Source organism: Paenibacillus sp. Pae15, assembly GCF_024519685.1.
Classification (GTDB): domain Bacteria; phylum Bacillota; class Bacilli; order Paenibacillales; family NBRC-103111; genus Paenibacillus_G; species Paenibacillus_G naphthalenovorans.
The window spans coordinates 130,307-152,052 of sequence record NZ_JALJRM010000004.1 but is presented as its reverse complement, the minus strand read 5'-3'; the positions used below and the strand labels follow the sequence as shown (position 1 = coordinate 152,052).

Annotated in this window: 16 protein-coding genes; 1 reads left to right on the top strand and 15 read right to left on the bottom strand. The window is 49.8% G+C overall.

Going from position 1 to position 21,746, the window contains the following annotated elements; genetic code table 11:
* Positions 1 to 168: 168 nt before the first annotated feature.
* The 10 genes from NR121_RS04990 to NR121_RS04945 form a co-directional block, all read right to left on the bottom strand.
* On the bottom strand, positions 169 to 1,854 hold the full coding sequence (locus NR121_RS04990) for a glycerol-3-phosphate dehydrogenase/oxidase (protein ID WP_062410642.1): 1,686 nt from the start codon (positions 1,852 to 1,854) through the stop codon (positions 169 to 171).
* Between the two features lie 35 nt (positions 1,855 to 1,889).
* The gene (locus NR121_RS04985; RefSeq protein ID WP_054817377.1) at positions 1,890 to 4,376 is read right to left on the bottom strand and encodes a glycoside hydrolase family 31 protein; all 2,487 of its coding nucleotides are present in this window, start codon (positions 4,374 to 4,376) and stop codon (positions 1,890 to 1,892) included.
* Positions 4,377 to 4,596: 220 nt separating this feature from the next.
* The gene (gene glpK, locus NR121_RS04980; protein ID WP_062410641.1) at positions 4,597 to 6,093 is read right to left on the bottom strand and encodes a glycerol kinase GlpK; all 1,497 of its coding nucleotides are present in this window, start codon (positions 6,091 to 6,093) and stop codon (positions 4,597 to 4,599) included.
* 118 nt (positions 6,094 to 6,211) lie between these two features.
* The gene (locus tag NR121_RS04975; protein WP_062410640.1) at positions 6,212 to 7,036 is read right to left on the bottom strand and encodes a carbohydrate ABC transporter permease; all 825 of its coding nucleotides are present in this window, start codon (positions 7,034 to 7,036) and stop codon (positions 6,212 to 6,214) included.
* 1 nt (position 7,037) lies between these two features.
* The gene (locus NR121_RS04970) at positions 7,038 to 7,937 is read right to left on the bottom strand and encodes a carbohydrate ABC transporter permease (protein ID WP_062410639.1); all 900 of its coding nucleotides are present in this window, start codon (positions 7,935 to 7,937) and stop codon (positions 7,038 to 7,040) included.
* A 69-nt stretch (positions 7,938 to 8,006) separates the two neighbouring features.
* Entirely contained in the window at positions 8,007 to 9,305 is a 1,299-nt protein-coding gene (locus NR121_RS04965; protein WP_062410638.1) for an ABC transporter substrate-binding protein, read from the bottom strand.
* Between the two features lie 64 nt (positions 9,306 to 9,369).
* Entirely contained in the window at positions 9,370 to 10,236 is an 867-nt protein-coding gene (locus NR121_RS04960; protein ID WP_062410637.1) for an AraC family transcriptional regulator, read from the bottom strand.
* 349 nt (positions 10,237 to 10,585) lie between these two features.
* Positions 10,586 to 11,770 (bottom strand): iron-containing alcohol dehydrogenase, encoded by a 1,185-nt coding sequence (locus NR121_RS04955; RefSeq protein ID WP_054817375.1) that lies wholly within the window; start codon positions 11,768 to 11,770, stop codon positions 10,586 to 10,588.
* Positions 11,771 to 11,799: 29 nt separating this feature from the next.
* Positions 11,800 to 12,648 (bottom strand): AhlS family quorum-quenching N-acyl homoserine lactonase, encoded by an 849-nt coding sequence (ahlS, locus tag NR121_RS04950; protein ID WP_054817374.1) that lies wholly within the window; start codon positions 12,646 to 12,648, stop codon positions 11,800 to 11,802.
* A gap of 13 nt (positions 12,649 to 12,661) precedes the next feature.
* Entirely contained in the window at positions 12,662 to 14,095 is a 1,434-nt protein-coding gene (locus NR121_RS04945; protein ID WP_054817373.1) for an aldehyde dehydrogenase family protein, read from the bottom strand.
* Between the two features lie 211 nt (positions 14,096 to 14,306).
* Here NR121_RS04945 and NR121_RS04940 point away from each other — a divergent pair, with 211 nt between their 5' ends.
* Positions 14,307 to 15,995, top strand: a complete 1,689-nt coding sequence (locus tag NR121_RS04940; protein ID WP_074727385.1) for a sigma 54-interacting transcriptional regulator — start codon at positions 14,307 to 14,309, stop codon at positions 15,993 to 15,995.
* Here the strand turns inward: NR121_RS04940 and rpoN are convergent.
* The 5 genes from rpoN to NR121_RS04915 form a co-directional block, all read right to left on the bottom strand.
* Complete coding sequence (rpoN, locus tag NR121_RS04935; RefSeq protein ID WP_062410635.1) at positions 15,988 to 17,304, bottom strand: RNA polymerase factor sigma-54; 1,317 nt, start codon at positions 17,302 to 17,304, stop codon at positions 15,988 to 15,990. The two genes, NR121_RS04940 and rpoN, sit on opposite strands and share 8 nt — an antisense overlap.
* Positions 17,305 to 17,478: 174 nt before the next feature.
* Positions 17,479 to 18,252 (bottom strand): transporter substrate-binding domain-containing protein, encoded by a 774-nt coding sequence (locus NR121_RS04930; RefSeq protein WP_249929631.1) that lies wholly within the window; start codon positions 18,250 to 18,252, stop codon positions 17,479 to 17,481.
* An 83-nt stretch (positions 18,253 to 18,335) separates the two neighbouring features.
* On the bottom strand, positions 18,336 to 19,196 hold the full coding sequence (locus tag NR121_RS04925; protein WP_074727387.1) for a DUF421 domain-containing protein: 861 nt from the start codon (positions 19,194 to 19,196) through the stop codon (positions 18,336 to 18,338).
* 412 nt (positions 19,197 to 19,608) lie between these two features.
* Complete coding sequence (locus NR121_RS04920; RefSeq protein WP_256830756.1) at positions 19,609 to 20,901, bottom strand: Zn-dependent hydrolase; 1,293 nt, start codon at positions 20,899 to 20,901, stop codon at positions 19,609 to 19,611.
* Positions 20,902 to 21,009: 108 nt separating this feature from the next.
* Positions 21,010 to 21,723 carry a cyclase family protein gene (locus NR121_RS04915; RefSeq protein ID WP_062410632.1) on the bottom strand — a complete coding sequence of 238 codons (714 nt, stop codon included), beginning with the start codon at positions 21,721 to 21,723 and terminating at the stop codon, positions 21,010 to 21,012.
* Positions 21,724 to 21,746 lie beyond the last annotated feature (23 nt).

Sequence of the window (21,746 nt, the reverse complement as noted above, 5' to 3'; positions counted from 1 at the left end):
ATCGCGCTAATCAACAGATAACACTCCTATCCTAAGGAACTCTTTAGAGAGGCAGCCTGAGCGGGTTGATCTTTGATCAAATTATACTAACAATATAACGGACAAGATGGAAGGAATACAAATACATGAAAAAATCCCGCTCCACTTCAACGTGGAACGGGATTGGTTTCATGCCTGCCGCAAGCCTGCCTCTTCATCTACCGGAACGACAGCATCATGCAAATGCTTCTCCAGCTCTTCCGTATATTGCTTTTGCAGTTCCTCGCTCCAGCCCAGCTTTTCAGCCATATAGGCTATAACCGAAGCTTTATGCCGCTTTACCCAGGCGATATCAAACAATAATGCGCCGGTACGTCTGATAAAGAAGTCTACAGGCTTGACCGCCATTTCCTCTTCAATCGCGTACTCCAGCATCGTGAACACATCCAACGGCAGCCGATATGCCGCAGCTTGTTTAGCATGCTGTGCAGCCAGTGTATACAACCGGTCGATATTCGAGCCGTATCTGCGGACCAGCCGCTCCGATTGCTCCAGCGTAAAGCCGACAACCAATCCCTCTCTGGCCTTCCTTTGGCAATACGCCGCAAAACGGTCCGACCCTCCGACTTGCCCTCCCGAAATCGGCATGTTTTTGGTACTGCTGGAGGGGAAAGATGCGCCGTGCTCTTGTTTGAACAAATCAACGACCAGATCGACAACCATCTCCGCCATTTTCCGGTATCCCGTTAATTTACCGCCCGCGATGGTAATTAAACCGGATGGGGATTGCCACACTTCGTCTTTCCGGGATATTTCCGATGCGCTTTTCCCTTCCTCATAGATCAAGGGGCGAAGGCCGGTCCAGCTGGATTCAATATCCTTGACCGTGATATTCACGGAAGGAAACATATAATTGATCGCGTCTATGACATATTGGCGATCTGCCGAAGTCATCCGCGGGTGCTCCATATCCCCTTGATATACCGTATCCGTCGTTCCAACGTAGGTTTTGCCGTCACGGGGGATCGCAAAGATCATTCGGCCGTCCGGGGTGTCGAAATATATGGCCTGCCGGAGCGGGAAGCGGCGCTGGTCTATGACCAGGTGGATCCCTTTGGTTAACTGGAGACGCTTCTTATCTTTGGATCTATCCTTCTCCCGGAGGGTATCCACCCATGGTCCGGCGGCATTGACGATCTTTTTGGCGTAGATCTCGATAATTCCGCCCCCGATGCGATCCTTCACTTGAACACCGGATACTTTGCCTTCGGTATAGAGGAAGCCTACGACCTCCGCATAATTGACTGCCGAGGCCCCCCGGTGAACCGCTTCTTTCAGCACCTCTATCGTCAGTCTTGCATCATCCGTCCGATACTCCACGTAAACCCCGCTGCCTTTTAGCCCCTCCCGCTTCACCAAGGGCTCTCTTTGCGCGGTTTCTTCGGCGTTTAACATGGTGCGGCGCTCGCTTCTTTTTACGCCGGCCAGGTAATCATATACTCTTAACCCGAGTGAAGTGCTGAATTTACCGAAGGTGCCCCCCTGATGCAGCGGCAGCATCATCCATTCCGGGGTTGTCACATGAGGCCCGTTCTCATATACGACAGCCCGCTCTTTACCGACTTCCGCCACCATCTTGACTTCCAGCTGTTTGAGGTAGCGCAGTCCCCCGTGAACAAGCTTCGTCGACCGGCTCGAAGTGCCGGCGGCATAATCCTGCATTTCGACAAGCACGGTCTTCATCCCGCGGGCGACCGCATCCAAAGCAATGCCAGACCCCGTAATGCCTCCGCCGATAACCAGCAGGTCAAAGGTCTGATGAGCTAATTTTTGAAACAGCGCTTCTCTTTGCACGCCAGAAAACGAATTTTCCATGGCCGTTATCTCCTCTATTGAATCGATCCGTATGGTTAAATCGAAATCAGATCTTTCACATCAAAATTAATGATCAAATCGTAATCGTCTTTCACATACTCATGCTTAATTCTTGCCGTTTTTTGTTCCATGTCATAATACCAGCCCGCCGCGCTCGCTTCCCATTCCGCCGGTTCCAAAAACATGGGGAGTTTGGTATCCGCGAGCTTCACTTGAACCGGAGCGACTTCTTTACAGATGACGTCGACGACGACCGTTTTGAGCGGCGTCTCATAACGCCCTTCTTTCACAAAGGAGATTTTCGTTTCTTTGCCGTTCCGGATGCTGATGGTTGTTTTCAGATAATCGCCTTTTTGATAGTTGTTCGTCTTTCCGTCATCCTCATAATACACAAAGCTGGATTCCTCGGACGGTTCGATCAGCAGCCGAAGCTCTTCGATCACGTCCTTATGAATATTACGGAGTCCGGGCGCCATCGGGATAATCGCTCCGCTGCGGATGAACATCGGAATCGAGCCCAAAGTAACCTTCTGTTCAATCGTCTGTCCTCCGCGGTACCATTCTTTGGTGTACCAGTCAAACCAATCCGTTCCTTCCGGCAAGTAAACGCTTCTGGTTTCCGCCCCCTTTTCCAGCACATTGGCCACCAGGAGGAAGCTGCCGAGCATAAAGTCGAAGCTTTCCTCCAGCACCTTCGCATCCTGCTGAAATTCATAGACCAAAGGACGCATCACCGGAGATCCCACTGTAGAAGCTTCAAACAACAGCGAATAAAAGTAAGGCACCAGTTGATATCTAAGCTGAATCGCATCCCGGATATACTGGGTGTAGCCCGGATACATCCAAGGCTCCGTTACGGTATTATCCGTGTTACAGGAGTGGATGGAGAACCGCGGCTGGAATATTCCGTTCTGCACCCATCTGACGAACAATTCCGGCTCCGGGGCGGGTCCGTAAAAGCCGCCGATATCGCAGCCTTGGTTCGCGACACCGGAAAGGCCCATTCCAAGAATGACCGGGATATTGAACTTCAGGCTTTTCCAGCTCGTATGGTTGTCTCCAGCCCAGGTTTGGGCATAACGCTGTATCCCCGCAAAGCCGGCTCTATTCACGATATAAGGCCTTACGTCGGGATCGACCTCGGCTATGGCCTGCTTGGCCATCAATGCCATCAGGTTTGGCATAATCGGCCGTAATGCGCCGATTTCTTTACCGGAGCCCTCAAAATGACATTGCGCATCCAAATTATTTATTTCGTATTCGTTATTATCGTTCCAGATCGAAGTGATTCCCAAGGAAATATAAGCGTCCTTCAGATGCTTCTTCCAAAGCTCCCTGCCTTTCGGATTCGTAAAGTCAACGAATGAGGCCGCTCCTCCCCAGTATCGGTCGATCTCGGGCCGCTCCCCCTGCTCGTCTTTGATATAGGCCCCGGCTTCGGCAAATTCGGCATACAGAGGATGGGTTTTCAGCATGCCCGGCTTGATGTTAGGCGCTAGGGAAGCGCCTTTGCGCTCCATTTGCTCCACAAAGCCCTTCGGATCTTGGAACCTGTCGCGGTTCCAGTTGAATACATACCGCTTCCCGTCTTGTCCGGTTGTATATCCGGAAGACAAGAAGAAACCGTCGCAGGGAATGCCCTCCTGCTCGCATTTTTCCAAAAATTTCAGAATGGCCTTATCCGAATCCTTTTCCAGCTCCGTATAATACATCGTGGAGCCCATATACCCGAGTGAATATTTGGCAGGCAGCATCGTCTTTCCCGTCAAGTCGGTATAATTCCGGATGACATCCTTGATTTGAGGACCCAGGATGAAGAAGACATCCAGTTCTCCCCCGTCCGCACAGAAATAGGAGTACTTGTTCCAATAGCCGCTGCGTTCACATCCCATATCAAACACTGAATCATGGGAGTTGTGATAGAACAAGCCTGAAGCGATTTTGCTTTTCCCGTTTAATTTAATGTAAAACGGAATATGCTTGTATAAAGGGTCCGTCAGTTCTGAATCGTAACCGAGCGTATCCACATTGTGCATCCGCATTCTGCGTTTCGTTTTGTTTAGATATCCCGATTTTTCCCCAAAGCCATAGAAATAATCGTCATCATCCATGCACGAATAATGATAAAGTCTGCCCAGGCTGTCCTTGACATAGGATTTTTCTTTCAAATCGGAATGCAGTACCTGACCGTTCGGATCAGTGATCTCAATGGCGAATGGTTCTTTGTACACACGAACCTTTAAATTGGACGTCGACAAAAGCAAATGCGTGCCTAAGTCTTCATAAGGGATAGGAAGGGCCGCTACCCGGGTTCTTTCTTCCAGCAGGTCATCCATTTTATCTTCCCACGCGGTCATGGCCAGCGCATACGAAGCTTCCTCCGCAAACTGCTCGTCAAACGTACAGCGGATTCTCACGATCTCATCGTTTATAAGCATGATTCTGTACTTGGCCGCATTGGTCTCCAGCTCCAACACATTGGCGCCGGAGGCGATATTTACAATTTTATGGCTTATTTTCATGACAACATCTGCCTTTCTTCCTGATGATAATAAACATAAACCCGATCATAGCTCCCCATTTGAAAACAATATTCATCAATCATAAGCAAGACCTTGAATGTATTCAGTAAGTTAAAATCCCTTTGCAGCAGGATTCTTACTTCTATGATATCATTTATAATTTACATTGCTTTACCATTATTGCTGTATATTTTACCGATCTTGTCTGATTTCAGACGGCTTATGACAATTTAAAAGCTCTGGCCGCATGAACCGCTTTCTTCCATCCGCCGTACAGCTTCTCTCTTTCAGCTTCCTTCATCGTCGAGCGGAACGTACGGTCCACACTCCATTGCGCGTTAATCTCTGACTGGTCTTTCCAGTACCCGATTGCAAGGCCCGCTAAATAAGCAGCGCCTAAGGCTGTCGTCTCGCTGACGACCGGACGGTCTACCGGCACACCCAGCATGTCGCTTTGAAACTGCATCAGAAAATTATTTTTGACCGCCCCGCCGTCGACGCGCAATGCTTTTAACGAAAGGCCCGAGTCGCCCTCCATGGCTGTTAGCACATCCTTGGTTTGATACGCGAGGGATTCCAAAGTGGCGCGAATGAAATGTTCCTTGGTTGTTCCCCGGGTCAGCCCAAAGACGGCCCCTCGTACGTCGCTATCCCAGTAGGGCGTGCCTAATCCGACAAAAGCCGGTACCACGTACACCCCATCGGTCGACCCAGCAGCCACGGCGAACTCTTCGCTCTCCTTTGCGTCAGCGATCATACGAAGTCCGTCCCTTAGCCACTGAATGGCCGACCCCGCTACGAAGATACTGCCTTCCAAAGCGTATTGAACTTTTCCGCCAATCCCCCAAGCGATTGTTGTCAGCAGGCCATGCCTGGAGGTCACCGCTTTTTCACCGGTATTCATCAGCATAAAGCAGCCCGTACCGTAGGTGTTTTTCGCCATTCCCTCTTCAAAGCAGGCCTGCCCGAAAAGCGCCGCCTGCTGATCCCCTGCAGCCCCGGCAATCGGGATGGACTGTCCCTTAAACAGATCATCCGCAGTATAACCGTAGATGCAAGAGGACGGTCTGACTTCCGGCAGCATGGCGCGAGGAATCCGAAGCAGGCTGAGCAGTTCGTCATCCCAGGCTAACTTATGGATATTGTAAAGCATCGTTCGGGAAGCGTTTGAATAATCCGTGACATGCACACTTCCCCCCGTGAGCTTCCAAATCAGCCAGGAATCCACCGTGCCAAACAGAAGCTCTCCTTTTTCCGCTCTTTGTCTTGCGTCTTGCGTCCGATTCAAGATCCATGCCAGCTTCGTGCCCGAGAAATACGGATCGATCAGCAGCCCCGTTTTACTCCGGACCATTTCTTCCAGTCCCTCAGCATGCAGCTGCTCGCAAATATCCGCCGTTTGCCGGGACTGCCAAACAATGGCGCGATAAACCGGCTTGCCCGTATGCTTGTCCCATACCACCGTTGTTTCGCGTTGATTCGTGATGCCGATGGCTGAAATCTGACTCGGCCGGATTCCGGATTGGGCTAAACATGTCGCTATCACCGATCGGACCGATTCCCAGATTTCCTCCGCATCCTGCTCCACCCACCCCGGTTGGGGATAAAACTGTGTAATTTCCTGCTGGGCTGAATGAATGATTTCACTTTTGCCGTTGAATAATATCGCTCTTGAACTCGTAGTACCTTGATCCAAAGATAGAATATATGTTTCCATAAGGATTCCCCCATTGGTCTGACCTGTAACAAACGATATGGACAAAAAATTCCCTCAAGTAACAGCATCCGCTTGCGTCACTGTTACTTATAGGGAATCGGATGGTTTCTAACAAGCTTTACCCTTTCATACCCGAAGTGACCATTCCTTTGACGAAGTAGCGCTGGAACATGATGAACACCACTAATACAGGAATCATTGTGATTACGGACATGGCCAGCAGGCTGCCCCAATCCACGTTGAACTCACCAATAAAGTTGGAAAGAGCCAATTGAATCGTATACAGGGACGGATCGCTGATTCCGATCAACGGCCACAAGAAGTCATCCCAACGCCACATGAAGGAGAAAATAGCCAGTACAGCCAATATAGGCTTGGCAATAGGAAGAATAATGCTCCAATAAATTTTCCACTCACTGGCTCCGTCCATCCGCGCCGCTTCGAGCAGCTCGTCAGGTACCGTCAGCAAATACTGCCGCATCAGAAATACGCCTGTCGGAGTAGCTGCGGGAGGGATAATAATACTAAGCAGATTGTTGTAAAGCCCCAAATAGCTGATCACCTTGAAAATCGGAATCATGATGACCTCCAGCGGGATCATCAGCGTCGAAATAAATCCGACTAACAGCACGGTGTCCCCTTTAAACCGGTACTTTGCCAGAGCGAAGCCGGCCATCGAGTTAATCAACAACAGCAGCAGCGTGGAGCTGACCGTAACGATCGCACTGTTTAAGAAATAGACACCGAAATTGCCTTTCTCAAAAGCGTTGATAAAATGCTCAAAAGTTACCGGCTCGGGCAAAAACTTTGGCGGAAAGCTGTACAAATCGGTCGTTGTTTTTAAAGACGAGAGCAAGATCCAGATGACCGGGAATATCCACAGCAGGCTGAGTACGAGCAGCAGCACATACACGATCCATTTGGCCGAAGACTTGATTTCCATGTTATACGGCGCCCCCCTTCGCAAGGCGGAATTGCAGAACCGTAAACAGCGAAATAATGACAAACAGGACAACGGACATCGCACTTGCCACTCCCAATTCTTGTTTCATAAAGCCGACTTCATAAATATACTGCACGATAAAGGTCGTCTCTCTTCCCGGACCGCCACCTGTCAAAGCAAACATCAGCGGATAGGACTTAAATGCATCGATCAGGGAAATCATAATCACCAGCAGGCTTGTCGGCTTGAGCAGCGGGAGTGTAATGCTCCAAAAGGAACGCAGCTTGGAGGCTCCATCCAGATGTGCGGCCTCATAGTAATCGCCGGGAATCGCTTGTAAGCCGGCCACGAAGATGACCATGAAGAAACCGAGACGCGACCACACGGTAGCCACAATAACTGACAAATTAGCGTAAAACGGAGAGGACAAAAACGGAATCGTATCCGCCCCGAACAGAGTCAAAATGTAGTTGAGAACACCCAGATCACCAAAAATCCATTTCCACGTTAATCCGACAATAATAAACGAGATCATGGTCGGCCAATAGAACACAGCGCGGAATAACCCCTTGAATCGAATCTCCTGAACCAGCAGCACGGCTACGGCCAGAGACAAGCAATAAATCAACGGCACCACAATGACGGCGTACAATGCCGTTTTACCGAGCGCCGACCAGAACTCCTCGTTCGTAAATACGTTCACATAATTCTCAAATCCTATAAATTCCATCGGATTTAAGCCATCATACTCATTAAACGAATAAATAAAACCCATGATGGTTGGGATAATGATAAACACACTGAAAATCAAAAAATTCGGAAGCACGAACAAATAGGGCGCTAATGGAAATCCTTTTTTCCGTCGTTTACCCGGCTTCGAAATTGCCGCATCTGCAGCCATCACCCTTCCCCCTTCTCATCAGAAAATAAAGGACTGCCGCCAACTTTCAGCGGCAGCCATATGATTCACTTATTTCTTGTCTTCGGCAATGGCTTTATCAATGGCTTTTGCCGTTTTATCCATTGCCTCTTTCGCCGTCGTTTTACCGGCAATGACTTCCACCAGACTGTTCTTCAAATCGTTGCTGAATTTAGGCACAATCGTTTGTTTGGACCAATCTTCCGCTGCTGCCGCACTGGTGTTGTTCAATTCATCGGAGAAGATTTCAAACATTTCCTTGCCAAATTCGTAGTCAAGCTTTGCGCTGTCCTTACGCGGACTCATGAACAAGGACTCTTGGTTAAACTTCGAATTCACTTCTTTTGTAGACAAGTATTGGATGAAATCAGCGGCTTCCTTTTCAACTTTCGAACCATTGAAGGCCATTACGAATTTACCGCCCGGCACGGAAGAACGCTGTTTCGCTTTAGGCATGTACGTTACGCCCCACTCAAAATTGGTAATATCTTTGTAGTTGCTGATCATCCAGTTGCCGGCCAAATGTGCTGCAACCGTACCGGAACGGAACAGGTTATTCGGATTTTCGCCGCCGAACCAAACGGATGTCGGCATCGTACCGTCGGTATGAAGCTTCTTGAAATATTCAGCTGCTTGGACACCTGCTTCATCGTTGATCGTCGCCTTTGTTCCGTCGGGGCTGATCATGCTGCCGCCAAATTGGTACAGAAGCGTAGACCAGCGGTGAGGCGTGAAATCCCATACCATGCCGTATTTGGCTCCGCCTTTTTCCATAACCTGCTTCAGCGCCGCTTGAAATTCATCCCAAGTCCAGATATTATCCGGAGAAGTCGGTACTTTTACTCCAGCTTTATCAAACAAGGTTTTGTTATAGAACAAACCGTTAGCCGTCACATCCATCGGAGCGGCTATAACCTTATTGTTTACTACATAGTAAGGCTTGATGGAATCAATGAACTGCTCTGTAAATTTGTCAACGCCGCCCACATAAGTGGCGAGATCCAAAGCCTGATTAGAGAATGCCCCGATTTCCGTTGTGCTGATCCGGGCCAGTGCCGGTGGTTGGCCGCCGGTAATCATCGTCTTCAGCTTGGTCGACAAATCCTTGTAAGCAATTTCAATCAAGTTAATTTTAACATTCGGATTTTTAGTCTCATAATCTTTAATAATGTTTTTCATGACTTCGCCTTCTTTACCATCGGAAAACCAGACGAAATCCAGCGTTACATTTTTCCCGCCTGCCGCTCCTCCCGCGGAACCGGCATCATCTTTTTTGGCGCAAGCCATCGACGTTAAAGCCAGAAGAACAAAAACCATCAAAATCGATATGACTTTAAAGTGTTTCTTCATGTGTGACCTCTCCCTATCTTTTTTAAACTTATCATTTTATAAACAGCATGGAATGTAGTGAAACCTACGTCGTTGTCGAGCTCAGCTTCCGGAAATTTTGAGGCGACACACCCGCATATTGTTTGAACGCTCGGCTAAAATGGACGGAGGTATTAAAGCCCAGTTTCTCCGATATTTCTCCGATCGGTTCATCGGTGGTCCGCAATAATTTCTTGGCCTCTTCGATCCGTTTGCTCATCAGGTAATTATTGATGGTGTACCCTGTGACTTCCTTGAAGCAGTGACACATGTAGTATTTGTTCAAGTGAAGCGCTGCGGAAAGATCATCAAGATTGATGTTTTCCGTGAAATTTTGATTAATATATTGCAAAATCCGCCGCACGTTGGCCTGACTATGCGATGGCTGCTGTGACGGCAGCATTTCAATCAGGTGCTTGGACTTGCGGTAAATTTTGATCAATAATTGAATTAACAACGTCCTCAAAACGATCTCGTAACCGAAAGCTTCCCTTTCATTTTCCTGGTAAATCGAGCGATAAACGTTTTCAATTTCCGCCCGCTCCTCCACATTCCACCGGATCAATAAACCGCTAGGAGCATCGAATAACGACATCAGCTTCCTGAACATCGGCTCCGGCACTTGCCCTTGCAGGAACGATTCGGTAAAGTTCACATAGCTGCGCAGATAGGGAACATCCTTTTGAGGATTGACCCGGTGTATCGTGCTCCCGTTAAAAAGCAGCATATCTCCAGGTAAAAGCTCATATATATCTTCCCCTACCACGTAATTTGCATTCCCGCGAATAAAGTAGTAGATCTCAAACCCTTCGTGAGTATGCACAGGCCAGTTATACTGCCAATCGTCTGCATCCGCGCGAACATAAATCCCGTTTCGTTTGAGCGCAAGATTGGTGGGAGTATGAATCATCAACCCAATCATTCCCCCTTTCTCGATAGCAAGATTGTGCAAGACTGTAATTTCTTTCGACAAATTTCGAACGCTTACAATTGAATATTATCACATATTTGACAACAACATATAACAAAAATTGCTGTTAATTTAATCAGAATTGCTGAAAATATAATGAAGTGTTTTCATTTCCACTTCGATGCCCTCGTGGATGAAATAACAAAAAATGGAGCAGCTTAAGCTATAAGCCGCTCCATTATAAAAGTGGTTTCCGACGTTAATCTGTAGAATCTGTAGAATGTCGTTCCAAACCCGCTCATCCATCGGAAGATTTCCGGAAGCTGCTCCTCCGGAATGATCCGCAATAGCGCTATGCTCCCGGTTCGACGATAACTCCGTCGAAAGCAGCCCGGTAGATTTTCCGGATATCTTCCTTCTCCAAAGGCAGGGGACTGCGGGCCAGCAGGCGTTTTTGCTTTGCGCCGTCCTCCGTCAAGCTGTCGAGTGCGCTTTCCGGGATATTAAACCCGCCTAATGTGTTCGGGATACCCACATCTTTGACCAGTCGCTCCAGCTCCTCCACGCAGCGGTAAGACGCTTCTTCCTCCGACAAATAAGCGGAGTTTCCTCCCAGCGCGTTGAGGATATCGGACATTCGTTTGGTGCAGCTTTTGCGGATATATCCCATGACGTACGGCAGCAGGACGGCGTTCGATTCCCCGTGGGCGATATGAAATTGGCCGCCTATCGGATACGCCAGCGCATGTACTCCCGCAACCCCGGCATTGAAGAAAGCAAGCCCCGCCAGATAACTTCCGCTGCTCATATCGATACGGGCCTGCTTATCCCTGCCGTTGGCAACCGCTTTCCTTAGCGAGCGGCTGATGAGCCGAATCGCCTTCAGGGCCAAGCCGTCCGTGGCCGGATTGGCATTCACCGACACATAGGCCTCGACAGCATGCGTAAGCGCATCTATGCCTGTGGCCGCAGTAACCCTTGGAGGAACCGTAACCGTAAGCTCCGGATCGACGATGGCCGCATCAGCCAGCAGATGATCGTGAGTCACCACATCTTTGGTGCTTTCCAGGGAAAGTACGGAGATGTTGGTTACCTCGGAGCCGGTTCCGGACGTGGTCGGAATCAGAATCTTGGGCAACCCTTTCTTCTCCACCTTCCTTGTACCGGTCAAATTCAAGTAATCGGCCACCGGTCCTTCATGCACGGATAACACGGCAGCCAGCTTGGCCAAATCCAAAGCGCTGCCTCCGCCCATACCGATCACCATGTCGAATTTGCCGTTCTTCGTGTAGGCCACCAGCTTTTCCCCGACCTCCAACGGCGGCTCGGGCACGGTTTCGGCATACACCTCGACTTCATATCCCTTGGATTTCAAAGGGGCAATCACTCGCTCCGCTAACCCGATCTGCACCAGAACGGAGTCGGTGACAAGGAGAATACGAGCAGGACTGTATTTCTCCACCTCCGGGAGAAGCTCGGCAGCAGCTCCCCATCCTGTATAAATAAGCGGTGTAAATACCAATCTGGAATGTTCCATGGGTTACGGCCTCCTTTGCTTCTTTTGCATCATTCGTAATAGCCTTCTGTCGATTTGCGGAATTTGGCAAACTGCGCGGCATCATGTCCGAACCAAACCTGTGATCCGGTTTCTTGGGCGAGGCGCCGAATTTTCTCCACCGATTGGCTGTAACCCAAAGAGTCATAAATAATGCCCGGCGGTTTGATCGGAGGCCCGTAGCTTTCGGCCGTATAAATCGCATCGGAGGCAAGGATGATGCCGCCCGTCTCCGGCATTTGAACATGTAGGCCCAGCATGCCCCAGGCATGACCGCTTCCCAGATTAATGACGCGAATCCCTTCCGCGAGAGGCAAGTTATCTTCATTGCGCTTCACGGTGCGCCACTGCAAATTACTTTTGATCCATGCGTCAATATCCGCCCAGACGTAGGCGCCGCCTTTTTGATTGCGCGCATACGTTTGAAGCGTGCCGTTGAACTCGTCTTCATGAACGACAATCGTAGCATTCGTGAACATTTCCAGACATCCCGCATGATCGAGATGCAGATGGGACGCAACCACGAATTTGATATCCTCCGGACGCACCTTCAACTGCTCCAGGCGGTTGTGAAGATAACACTCTTCGCTGGCCGTCCAAGGAAACGCCTTTTGGGTAGACTCCGCCCAACGCCCCGAAGGTCCCATGGAATTCGGATTGCAAGCCGTATCAAACAAAATTTTCCCTTCCGGGTGATCGATCAAAACGGTATAAATCGGAAATTCTATAAATTCCGCAGGCGCATTGGGATTGTCGATGGTTGCCGGGTTATGCATGGCAATCATCCAGTTTTTGTCCATTCTCATACGGCCGTTGTCCATCACATACAGCTTAGGTTGTGCTTTAATAAGGTTCGCCATGATACTTCCTCCCTTATAGTTGTGTTTTGATGGTAACAAATTTCAGTTCCGTCATTTCCTGCACCGCATATTTGATCCCTTCGCGTCCATAGCCGCTTTCCTTGACCCCGCCGTAGGGCATATGATCCACCCGAAAAGTCGGTATATCGTTAACGATCACTCCGCCGGATTCGATTTTACGCGAAGCATAAAACGCATGGCCGATGTTTTGCGTATAGATGCCGACATTGAGCCCGTACATGGAATCATTGACCAGCTCAATAGCTTCATCCAGGCTGCGGTACGGCACAATGGAAACGATCGGGGCGAAAACTTCCTTGCACGAAACCGACATATCTCTCGTTACATCGAGCAGTACGGTAGGAGAAAACGTCGAGCCGTCCCTCCGACCTCCACAACCGATTTTTGCGCCTGCATCCACCGCTTCCCGAATCCAGGACTCAATTCGGTCCGCTTCCCTGCTGTTGATCATGGCGCTAAGATCCGTATTCTCGTCCAACGGGTCCCCTACGTTGAGCTGTTGGGTTCTTTCAATAAAGCGCTCGCTAAATTCAGAGTAAATGCTCTCATGAACAAAGATGCGCTGCAGTGAAATGCAGACTTGGCCGGCATACGCGAAAGCCCCCTCGACACATCTCGGAATGATTTTGTCCAGCGGAACGTCCGGTTCCACAATGAGCGCCGAGTTGGACCCGAGCTCCATCGTGGTCTTTCTCAAGCCCGCTTTGGATTTAATCAGCCTGCCGACCTCCGAGCTTCCGGTGAAAGTAATTTTCTTCACCCGCTCATCGCTGATCAACGCTTCGCTTAGCTCTCTTCCGCTGCCGGTCACGATTTGCAGCGCCCCTTCCGGCAATCCGGCATTGTGGAACAGCTCTCCCATGATCAATGCGCTCAGCGGAGTTTGCTCGGCCGGTTTTAAGACCACCGTATTCCCTGCGGCAATAGCCGGACCTAACTTATGGGCCACTAAATTGAAAGGAAAGTTGAACGGCGAGATCGCCACGACCACACCGAGCGGCTCTCTCCAGGTAAACCCTACCCGATCCTCGCCTCCGGGTGCCGCATCCATAGGGATCGTTTCTCCCGAGATGCGCTTGGCCTCTTCTCCGGCGAATTGATAGGTCGCAATGGTGCGTTCGATTTCCCCTCTTGCCGTGCGAATCGGTTTGCCGGCTTCCAACGAACAAATGCGGGCCAGCTCTTCTTTTCTTTCCTTTAACTGCCGCACCACCTCAAATAAAATTTCCGCGCGGCGGTGCGCCGGCAGCTCCCGCATCGTCTGAAATGCCCTGTGGGCGCCCGCTATGGCTTCCTGAACATGGCCGGGATCGGCTTTCGCGATGGCGGCCAGCTGTTGGCCGTCATAAGGAGCATATAGGGGATAAGTTCTTTCTGTGGCAACAAATTTGCCGTTGATCCAGAGGTCTTTTGTTACCGCTGCCATTTTCTTCTTCTCCTTTCCGATTGTTCGATAGATTAATAAGCAAAAATCATGCCAACTATAAAAATCCCTGTAAAATCAACTTTGCCGATCCTGATTTTAAATCATCGGTGAAATTTTTCACCAAATCAGCAGGAATTTGCCCGAAAGTGTCGAAATTAGATTGGTGAAGAATTTCACCAGGTATGAAAATATTCACCAGGAGGCTTTTTCCATGGACCATCGTCTGATTTCAGCCGATTTGGCAGAATATATTTTCAACTCTATGCATAATGGATTGATCGTCGTTGACCGGGACAACAAAGTGATGATGATCAACCCCTCCGCCGAAAAGATGCTGCAGATTGAAGGAATCGCGTGGAAGGGGATGCCGATCAAATCATTGCTGCCCAACTCCAAAATGCATCATGTGCTTGAAAACGGTGTCAGCTCCATCGGCGAGAAGATGAACATTGCAGGCCGCGTATGTATGGTAAACCGCACCCCTTTGTACCGTGAAGGCGAGATGATCGGTGCGATCGGTGTCATTCAGGATATTTCCGAAATGGAGCATTCCCGCAATTTATTAAAACAAATGGAAATGGTCATTGAATTCTCCACGGATGGCATCTATGTCGTAAATACAGAGGGAATTACTTTATTAGTCAATTCGGCCTATGAAGAAATTACCGGCTTTCGCCGGGAGGAGCTCGTTGGTCGCCATATGGCGGAGCTGACCCATGAAGGTTATTTCGATCAGTCGGTCTCCCTGCTCGTGCTTGAGCAGAAAAAGCGTATTTCCGTCATTCAGAAAATCGGGGGAAAAAAAGATGTGATCGCTACCGGAACTCCCGTGTTCAATGAATCGGGGGTAATTGAAATGGTTGTGACCAGCGTCAGGGATATTACCCAGCTTAACGAATTGAAGCATGAGCTGAACAAGGCCAGGAGCATCTCGCAAATTCATCAGCACCGATACGCATTGGAATTTGAAGGGAAAGAACAGGCGATCGTTTTCCGCAGCGCCAAAATGGAGCAGATTTATGAGCAAATCCACCATGTGGCGCCTTTTCCCACGAGCATTCTGTTGTCCGGCCCATCCGGTGCGGGCAAGGAAGTCGTCGCCAACCTTATTCATCATTTGAGCAACCGTAAAGATAAGCCTTTTATTAAAGTAAACTGCGCGGCCATCCCCGAACAGCTGTTGGAAGCGGAGCTTTTCGGGTACGAAGCGGGCGCATTCACCGGGGCGAACCGCGACGGGAGAATCGGTTTGCTGGAGCTGGCTGATCAGGGAACCATCATGTTCGATGAAATTGGCGAGATGCCCTTGTCCCTTCAAGTCAAGCTGCTGCGGGTCCTGCAGGAAAAACAAGTGCAGAGAGTTGGCGGCACGAAGCCAAGAAATCTCGATATCCGTATTATTTCCGCCACCAACCGCGACCTCCGGGAACGGATCAGAGAAGGAAAGTTCCGGGAGGATCTCTATTACCGGCTGCAGGTGGTGGAAATCCGCATTCCTTCCCTTGCCGAACGGCCGGAAGATATCGAAGTGCTGGTTGAGCACTACTTTTCTTATTACTGCCGGTTGTTTCGCATTGAAAAACAGCTGTCCGAAAAGACCAAACATATTTTAAATGCCTATCATTGGCCGGGGAACGTTCGGGAGATGCGCAATTTGATCGAAAATATGATCGTTTCGGTTCCCTCGACCTTGATTGAGCCGCATCATTTGCCGCAGCATATCTATGATTCCACCCTTCCCTGGTCCCACGGCACCCTGAAGCAGCGGGTGGAGGAATTTGAGAAACGCATGATCCAGGAGGCCCTCGAAAAGCATAAATCGCTAAGAAAAGCCGCGGCGATTCTTGGTGTGGATCACTCCACGCTGGTGAAGAAGCTTAAACGATGGCAGCTCAATTAACCCTGCGATACCTGGAGGATACAATATTCATTTCCTCCCTGTATTTCATGACCGTTCTACGGGAAACCTGTACGCCCTGCTCAGCCAGCTTATCGGCGATGTTCTGGTCGGACAGCGGACTGTCTTTGCTTTCCTGCTCAATTAAACGAGCGATCTTCACTTTAATGGCTGCAGCCGATGTGAGCGTGCCATCGCTGTTCATCAAGCCGTTCGTAAAAAAATATTTTAACGCAAAGGTGCCGCGGGGCGTGTGTATATATTTGTGCGCAACCGCTCTGCTGACGGTCGACTCGTGGAGCTCCACTTTTTGGGCCACCGTCCTTAAGACCATGGGCTTCAAGGCATCAATGCCTTCCTCCAAAAAATCAACCTGTTCTTCCACGATCGCTTCAATGACTCGCTGCAGCGTCAGGCGCCGCTGCTCCAAGCTGCGAATCAGCCATTGGGCGGGTTGGATATACTGCTTCAAAAACGCCTTGGCCTCCTGATTGTAACCGCTGTCAAAATGGGGCTGCCCGTACAACGGATGAAGCGAAACCTGGGGAAAATTCGCTTCATTCATGATGGTCACATAGATGCCGTTTCTTTTGAGAACCGTAGCGTCCGGTTCGATATAACTCTGTGATTCGTGATGGTAAGCGGAGCCGGGCCGTGGCTGAAGCGAACGAATATAAGCCAGCGAGGCTTCTACCTGTTCTACGGAAATACCCAGGTTCTCCGCAATCCGCCGAAGCTTGCCTTCCGCCAACTCTTGCAAATAATCGCCGACGATCACCGCAGCCCAAGGGTCGGCATTGGGATCCCTCCCGATTTGAATGGCCAAGCACTCCTGCAGCGTTCGTGCGCCTACCCCTGCAGGCTCCAGAGACTGCACCCAGACAAGCGCCCTTTGCATTTTTTCCATGGGCTCACGAAGCTGACGCCCGGCTTCCTCCAGCGTGATGCTTAACCATCCGTCCTCATTTAGATTGCCAACCAGGAAAGCCGCCAGCGGATAATCCTCCGGCGGAATCCCGTTGACGCGGAGCTGACTGAGCAGCACCGCTTCCAGTGTTTCCTGCCGCGGATCGACTAGCTCCAGAAGCGTTTTTTCTCTTTGCTGATTTTGGCCTTTGGATCCGGCCTTTCTCTGTTTATAGGAGTCGAAACCATAGGCAACCTCAAGAAAAGGATTCTCCGCCGCTTGTTCTTCCAGGTAATTCAACAAATCCGCCGACGACATTTGCAGTACATTCATCGACTGAAGCATTTGCGGCGTCATATGAAGCTGGATTTGCTGTTGTTGGGTTAAGGCTGGCTGAAGCTGCATCACGTCCCCCCCTTTACAAAGCTTTCTGTGATGTTTCTTCTATTGTATTACCTTATAAGGGAGGATGACAACATGCTTGATGAATATATAATAAGCAGTTGGCCTTGTCAGAGGCGAACTGCTTTTGATTGTAAGCTCGCGGTAATGGGAGGCAAAAGCCTTGAGCGGTGTCACTTATTCTTTATCGCCGGGTAAAGATGTCGGCTTTTCATTGAACCATTTCATATAAATCCGCTCGTACGTTCCGTTTTTGGCCAGCGTTTCTAAAGCTCTGCTGATTCGGCCGGTATAGTTGCTCTTTTTGGTCAACGCAATGCCATATTGTTCATTAGTAAGGACTTTACCCACCGTTTTTACTTTCCCTTGACCGCCGTTCCGGATAAAATATTTCACATTCGGCTCATCGAATACGACCGCATCTACCTGTTTATTGATTAATGCCTGATAGGCTTGGGCAATATCGGGGTAAGCTTTAACCTCTTTAATTCCCTTTTGTCTGCCGATATACTCATATCCGGTTGTTCCGATTCGCGTAGCGACCACTTTTTTGTCCAAATCCTTGGTGCTCTGAATATCCTGATTATCCGCCGCAGTAACCAGGACAAGACCGGTATCATAATAAGGGATAGCAAAGTCCAGCTTTCTCACCCTGTCACCTTTGACGGTGATCCCGGCAATCGCCACATCGAGTTTTCCGGATTCGACGGCCTGCAGCATTTCCCCCATTCCCATCGGTTGGAGCTTATACTCAAATCCGGCTTCTTCGGCAATCGCATCCCACAATTCAACTTCAAAGCCCTTTTTTTCTTCATTCTCCACATAACTCAGCGGTTTGAGGTTATTTTCTATCCCTACCTGCAGCGTTTTAGTTGTTCCGCATGATGTTAAAAGCAAACCCAAGATCAAAAGCTTGAAAATCATCCACATTTTCGGCCATCTGTAACTCAAGCTGCTCCCTCCTAACTGTTCAGGGATATTTTATCTCGCCTCAGGGATTCCTATACCCCCGCGTATTCGCCTTTTTCAAATCGTTATCGAATAAGCAGCGGCCTTACATCCGTAATAATTTGTTTAAGCTGATTGGAACATTGCTCATACATTTGCTTTACCGTTTCATTATCCGTAGAGAGCCCGAACATTTCGAGGTCCGCTTCGCATTTCTTTAATTGAGCCAGTAGCGAAGCCTTTTGCTGCGGTTCCGGAACCTGAAGCTTATCGTCGTATAAATCGACATACAACTGCCCGTAAGCATCGACTTGACCCAAAAACACATTCTCAATCGTTACGCCGATCTTCTCCAGCTCGGTATAAAGCCATTCCCGGCTTAATCCGATGGTAGCCAGCGGTTCATCCATCATTTTGCCGTCCATGATCACCGTCTGAGGTTCCGGCTCCGGCCCGACGGTAATGCCTAAATGAGAGGGGGTTAGGGGCTGGTGCTCTTTTTTGAGAAGAACGTTGATTTCTCCGCTTGGTTCAATGACCGCAAATTCGACGTCGGCTGTTTTGAACACATTCTTTTTCCGAAGCTGCTGGAGCAGTTCATCGGAAGAAAGACGTTCTTTCTTTACGTTGTCTTCGAGAATTTTACCGTCCTTTATAAGGATAGTCGCTTTGCTGTCGATGAAGTCGCGTACCTTTTTGCTTTTCATTTGCAGAAATTCAATGCCCAGGGAAACCAGTACCCAGACAATTAACGAAACAAAACCCAATAACCAATGGGATTCCAAATCCATTGAGATATAAGCGGCAAGGCTGCCGATCGTAATGCCGGTAATATATTCAAAAAAAGATAGCTGGGAAATTTGCCTTTTCCCCAAGAGTCGGGTCATTAAGAAGAGAATCACAACAGCGAACAAGGTTCGAAGAGCGACTTCCAACCAATCGGGCATTTTGCATAACCTCCATGGATTTCATCTTTCATCATCCTTCATATATCAACAAATAAATTATTTGCTATGAGGTTTGTTTTTAACGGTCATAAATATTGGAAGCAAGAAAGCTTGGCAGCACGCCGGGCAATAATAGCTCACAGTCCAAAGAAAAACCCGAAAGCAACTTGAAAGCCGTTTTCGGGTTTTATATAACTCTAGGAATAGTCAAACGATTCATGTGCCATTCTCCTTTGCCCAAGAAATGACGGGAAGCTTTGGGGGGGGGGCATTTTGTGACCCTGCAGCATGGCCCGCATGCTCTATCATATATAACAAGCTTACTTCAAGTAAGAATGCAGTTTTTTGTCGGCCTTATGGCGTCCCTGCATAGGAAAAAAGCCCTCCGGATTACGGAGGACCTTATCGGAAATCATGCCTGGATATCACGCTTTTGGTTATTCAGTTCGGTTTTCATTCGCAGGTTGTCGTACAGCACAATCGTTCGCGTCAGCGCTTCGACACCGAGCGCCACGTCCGCATAATCGGTCCACTCCTCGGGACAATGGCTTCTGCCATCCTTGCTTGGAACGAATACCATTCCGATCGGCGCGATTCTGGCAATTTGATTGGCATCGTGTCCAGCTCCGCTTGGCAGGGAAATCGACGATGCGGTCGCTGCGCAGCCGCTGCGTATAATTGCCTGGACGTCTTCGTCTACGCGAATCGGCTCCGATTTGGATAAGCAGTCCATGGAAATGGCGATGCCGCAATTCAAGGCGATCTCTTCCGTTCTCCTCTTGAAAGCGCAAATCAGCTCTTCCATGATGTCCACGCTGAGCGAGCGGACCTCTAAATCGAACACAACGCGTCCCGGAATGACATTGGAGGCGTTGGGCTCGACCGTGAGCTTGCCTACCGTGCCCACAACGGGTTCCGCATCATGTTCCCGGCATATTGCCTCCAATTCCAGTATCATTCTGGCGGCGCCCGTAAGCGCATCGCTTCTCATCGTCATAGGCGTCGTACCCGCATGATTGGGCCGGCCCTCGACAGTCACCCGGTAACGATGGATGCCAACAATCCCCGTAACCACGCCAAGCTTGGTGCCCGTTTGCTCCAATACGGGACCCTGCTCGATATGGAGCTCCAAATACAACGCGATGTCGCCCGGTCCAAGGGCGGCGGAAGGCAGCGCATCCGGATCGCCGCCAGCCAGCCGGATCGCATCCCGCAGCACCAGGCCGGAGGGATCGGTTCTTTCCAGCATCTCTTCCGGCAGATTGCCGACCATCCCCCTGCTGCCGATCGTGGAGATGCCGAATTCACTCGGCTCCTCCGCCGTGAAATCGACGACCATCAGCGGATGGCGCAGGACAATCCCGGCCCGCTTCAAGGTGCGCACGATTTCAAGACCGGCCAGTACGCCGATGATGCCGTCAAATCTACCTCCGCCCGTTACCGTATCGGTATGCGATCCCACCATGATCGGCTTCAGAGACGGGTCGCTGCCCGGCAAGCGGCCGATCAGGTTGGAGGCGGCGTCGATTTCGACATGCATGCCGATCTCCACCATCCGTTCCCGCAACCACTGCCGCCCCTGTTCATACCAGGGTGTAAAAGGCCTTCTTGTCCACCCCGGCTTCGAAGAATCCACCATCGCGGCAAGCGACTCGATATCCCGTTCAATCGTCTCCGCATCCGCTTTTAAAAGAGCATCGTTCATCCGTCTCTCCCCTTCGCCTTTTCATCAGATCCCTTTTCATCGTTCGAAACGGACATCCATGATGTCCGAATGATCGAGAACATGGCCTGTCATTCGGCTGTTCGCAAATTATTGGGGAAGTATACCCTCAATCGCCATCACACGGCACGGCGCTCCTTCAGTACCTTTCAACTTGATCGGTGCGCATACGAGCAGCACCCGTTCTTCGGTAATCGCCCCCAAATTGGTGCACCATTCGACAAGACAAACATTATTGCCCAGGAATGTCAGGTGATTCGGACTCCAATTCGGCTGTCCCCATTCGCGGCCGGCTGGAGGATGGAGCGGAGAATCGCACGTCATGAAATCCTGAACGAGCGTCTTGATCCCGCGTTCCATCAGCCATTCCGCCGCATCGGTCGTCAAATAGATCATTTGATCCCAAAATTCGAAGGTCCCGAACATTTTATCCGTCCATCCGGTTCGGATAACGACGATATCGCCCCGCTTCATTTGAACGCCCGTCGCCTCCAAATCGGCTGCACTTACGCATTCGCCGGCCTGTTTGTGCATCATATCGAACACGACGGCTTCGCCGACGAGCCAATCGAGCGGCACCTCATCGTTGTTCAACCCGCCGATAATATAATGGGAGGGCGCATCGTAATGCGTGAAATGCTGAGTCGACAGCTGCACATCATGGGAAGAAACCTTGTTTTCTTCCACCGACGCGACTTGTGTAATGGTGTTGACGGATTCGGGCTTTCCGTAAACTTTGCTGCGCGGGAATCCGGGATATTTCGTTTCGGGATCGATCGTCAGAGTCAGGTCGATCACTTTCATTGTCAGCACGCTCCTTAAATTTA

What these genes read in the sequence shown, in the direction of transcription:
- NR121_RS04990 (WP_062410642.1), bottom strand. Translation starts at nt 1,854, where the DNA reads ATGGAAAATTCGTTTTCTGGCGTGCAAAGAGAAGCGCTGTTTCAAAAA.
- NR121_RS04985 (WP_054817377.1), bottom strand. Translation starts at nt 4,376, where the DNA reads ATGAAAATAAGCCATAAAATTGTAAATATCGCCTCCGGCGCCAATGTG.
- glpK (WP_062410641.1), bottom strand. Translation starts at nt 6,093, where the DNA reads ATGGAAACATATATTCTATCTTTGGATCAAGGTACTACGAGTTCAAGA.
- NR121_RS04975 (WP_062410640.1), bottom strand. Translation starts at nt 7,036, where the DNA reads ATGGAAATCAAGTCTTCGGCCAAATGGATCGTGTATGTGCTGCTGCTC.
- NR121_RS04970 (WP_062410639.1), bottom strand. Translation starts at nt 7,937, where the DNA reads ATGGCTGCAGATGCGGCAATTTCGAAGCCGGGTAAACGACGGAAAAAA.
- NR121_RS04965 (WP_062410638.1), bottom strand. Translation starts at nt 9,305, where the DNA reads ATGAAGAAACACTTTAAAGTCATATCGATTTTGATGGTTTTTGTTCTT.
- NR121_RS04955 (WP_054817375.1), bottom strand. Translation starts at nt 11,770, where the DNA reads ATGGAACATTCCAGATTGGTATTTACACCGCTTATTTATACAGGATGG.
- ahlS (WP_054817374.1), bottom strand. Translation starts at nt 12,648, where the DNA reads ATGGCGAACCTTATTAAAGCACAACCTAAGCTGTATGTGATGGACAAC.
- NR121_RS04945 (WP_054817373.1), bottom strand. Translation starts at nt 14,095, where the DNA reads ATGGCAGCGGTAACAAAAGACCTCTGGATCAACGGCAAATTTGTTGCC.
- NR121_RS04940 (WP_074727385.1), top strand. Translation starts at nt 14,307, where the DNA reads ATGGACCATCGTCTGATTTCAGCCGATTTGGCAGAATATATTTTCAAC.
- rpoN (WP_062410635.1), bottom strand. Translation starts at nt 17,304, where the DNA reads ATGCAGCTTCAGCCAGCCTTAACCCAACAACAGCAAATCCAGCTTCAT.
- NR121_RS04925 (WP_074727387.1), bottom strand. Translation starts at nt 19,196, where the DNA reads ATGCCCGATTGGTTGGAAGTCGCTCTTCGAACCTTGTTCGCTGTTGTG.
- NR121_RS04920 (WP_256830756.1), bottom strand. Translation starts at nt 20,901, where the DNA reads ATGAACGATGCTCTTTTAAAAGCGGATGCGGAGACGATTGAACGGGAT.
- NR121_RS04915 (WP_062410632.1), bottom strand. Translation starts at nt 21,723, where the DNA reads ATGAAAGTGATCGACCTGACTCTGACGATCGATCCCGAAACGAAATAT.